This window comes from bacterium (genome assembly GCA_027622355.1).
Taxonomy (GTDB): Bacteria; UBA8248; UBA8248; order UBA8248; family UBA8248; genus JAQBZT01.
Genome location: JAQBZT010000329.1, coordinates 1 through 2,744 on the forward strand (window position 1 = coordinate 1; position 2,744 = coordinate 2,744).

At 62.2% G+C, this 2,744-nt stretch carries 3 protein-coding genes; 1 reads left to right on the forward strand and 2 read right to left on the reverse strand.

Features of this window, described 5'->3' with window-relative positions:
* The coding region (locus O2807_14275) for a LysR family transcriptional regulator (GenBank protein MDA1001669.1) at nt 1-193 on the reverse strand (193 nt) is incomplete at its 3' end.
* Between the two features lie 228 nt (nt 194-421).
* Between O2807_14275 and O2807_14280 the strand changes: the two genes are divergently transcribed.
* Complete coding sequence (locus tag O2807_14280) at nt 422-1,792, forward strand: amidohydrolase family protein (protein MDA1001670.1); 1,371 nt, start codon at nt 422-424, stop codon at nt 1,790-1,792.
* A gap of 5 nt (nt 1,793-1,797) precedes the next feature.
* Here O2807_14280 and O2807_14285 read toward each other — a convergent pair.
* A partial coding sequence (locus tag O2807_14285) for an adenylate/guanylate cyclase domain-containing protein (GenBank protein ID MDA1001671.1) occupies nt 1,798-2,744 on the reverse strand: 947 nt, incomplete at its 5' end.

Below are 2,744 nucleotides of genomic sequence, written 5' to 3' on the forward strand. Positions count from 1 at the left end.
GAAGAATCCACCCCGCCTGGGTGGGCTCCACCTCGCGGCCGAGGCGATCGAAAAGCCGCACCCCCAACTCCTTCTCGAGGGACTTGATGTGGCCGCTCGCCGTCGGCTGGGTCAGGCCCAGGCTCTTGGCCGCCCGCGAAAAGCTTTTTTCATCCACAATTTTCTGGAATATTTCGAGCTGGCGAATGTCCATCGGGGCCGCCTCGTTCCGCACATTCCTATCTATCGTAAATTTCCATCTATTGTAATTTCCGTTCCTAAATTACCTTTTTATCGAAAATCTCTATGGATTACAACGCAATTCAAGCCCCTCTCCCGCTGGCGGAAATTCCGGTAGAATCGCGAGCATACTTTTTATCGAGAGATAAACCCCGCCAGGTTCAGCGGCGGCTTCCGGGCGCGGCAAAAGGAGCGTGGCTTCATGGGAAAAATTCTGATTCAGGGCGGCGCCATCTTGTCCATGGACCCCGGGATTGGGGATGTCATCGGCGGAGACGTCCTTATCGAAGAGGACCGCATCCTCGCGATCGGCCAAAACCTCGGCGCCCAGGATGCGGAAGTCATCGACGCCCGCAACCGGATTGTGATGCCCGGCCTGATCAACGCCCACCTCCACACCTGGGAAACCGCCCTTCGGGGCATCGGCGCGGACTGGGGCCGCGGCGAGTATTTCCGCCAGGTGCACCCCGTCCTCGCTCCCCGGTACACCCCGGAGGATACCTACCTCGGCAACTTCATCGGCGTCATGAACCAGATCAACTCCGGCACAACGACGATCTTCGACTGGTGCCACAACAACGCCACCCCGGCCCACTCCGACGCCGCCATCGATGCGCTCTTCGACACCGGCGTCCGCGCCGTCTTCGGCCACGGCACCGTCAAGCCCGACCCCAAGGAAGGGGAGCCCCACTATTCGCAAATCCCCCATCCGGCCGATGAGATCAAGCGGCTGCGCACGGGAAGACTCTCAAACGACGGCGCCCTCGTGACCCTGGCCATGGCCATCCTCGGCTCGGACTACTCGACCTGGGAGGTCACCCTGCACGGCTTCCGGCTCGCCAAGGAGTACGGGCTCCTTTCGAGCGCGCACATCTGGGGAAGAGAAGACCGCCTCGTCAAGGACGGCTATCACCGCCTCGCCAAGGAGGGGCTGCTCGGGCCCGATCACAACCTGGTACACGGAAATTATCTCGGAGACGAAGAACTGAAAGTCATCGTGGACAGCGGAGTATCCCTCACCGCGACCCCGGCGGCGGAGCTTCAGGCCAACCACGGAGAGCCGCTCACCGGAAGGGTGGTTTCTTTCGGCGGGCGCCCCTCCCTCGGGGCCGACCTCGAAATCTACGCGGCGGGCGACATGTTCTACGTCATGCGCTACGGCCTGCAGACCCAGCGGATCTTCGACAACAAAGAGGCCGCCCGAAAGGGCGACATCCCGAACAAGCGCTACTTCAAGGCGCGCGAGGCCATCGAGTGGGCCACCGTCAACAGCGCCATCGCCCTGCGGAAAGAAAATCAGATCGGCTCGATATCGCCGGGCAAGCAGGCGGACATCATTCTCATCCGCACGAACGATCTGAACATGATCCCGGTGAACAACCCGGCCAGCTCCGTCGTCCTTCAGGCCACGGCCGCCAACGTGGACACAGTGCTGATCGCGGGCCGGAAGATGAAGGAAAAGGGGAAGCTCCTCTATCCCGCCGCCGATCTCGGCAGAAAGAAGGCGGCACTGATCGAATCCTCCCGGCGACTGCACAAAGAGGGCGGGATCGAAACCCTGGCCGGGATCTAGGCGCGCTACTTCGAGGCCATCTCGAAAACGCCGTCCCATTCCGGCGGCGGCGGATCGGTCTGAAAAACTTCGCAGCGCTCCAGGTAAAGCCGGCTGCATTTGTCATCCGACCGCGCGTCCAGCGCCCGCCGGAAGGAGGGCGCCGCCTCCCCCCACCTCCGCTCCCGGTACGCCCGAAGGCCCGCCTCGAATTCCTCTCGCGCCGCATCCCGGGCCGGGGAATCCGCGAGCAGGCCGTACACCTCGAAAATCCGCGTCGGCTCCCGCTTTCCGACCACCCGGACGAGATCGATCTCCCGCGCCGCCACCTCGTCCCGCACGCTTTCCCACGTCGTTTCGCTGATGAGGATGTGGGTGCCGTACAGCTTATTGGCCCCCTCCAGGCGGGAGCCAAGATTCACCCCGTCTCCCATCACGGTGTAGTCAAAGCGAAGTTCGGAACCCATGTTTCCCGCCACCATCAGCGCTGTGCTAATCCCGATGCCAATGTCAATATCGGGAATGCCCCGCGCCTTCCACCCCGCCTGAAGCTCCTGAAGTTTTTCCATCATGCGCAATGCGCACCGGCACGCGTGAAGCGCGTGACCCGGAAGGGGGAGCGGCGCCCCGAAAATCGCCATGATCGCATCGCCGATATATTTGTCGAGCAAACCGTTTTCTGCGAGCACAATGCGCGTCATGGCGGTGTGGTATTCGTTCAGGAGCCCGACAAGCGCCTCCGCGCTCATGCTTTCCGATATCCGGCTGAAGCTTCGGATGTCCGAAAAAAGAACCGTCAGCTCCTTCTCCTCGCCGCCGAGACGCAGAAGGGCGGGGTTCTCCGTCACCTGATCGACAAGGGCGGGGTGGAGGTAAAATTGAAACGCCCTGCGGATCGCCCGCTTCTGGCGCTCCTGGGTGATGTACTGGAAAACCACCACCACCCCCTGCACCACCGCCACCGCCGCAACGG

Bases quoted from the DNA above. Each gene is read 5' to 3' on its own strand.
- O2807_14280 (MDA1001670.1), top strand. From the start codon at position 422: ATGGGAAAAATTCTGATTCAGGGCGGCGCCATCTTGTCCATGGACCCC.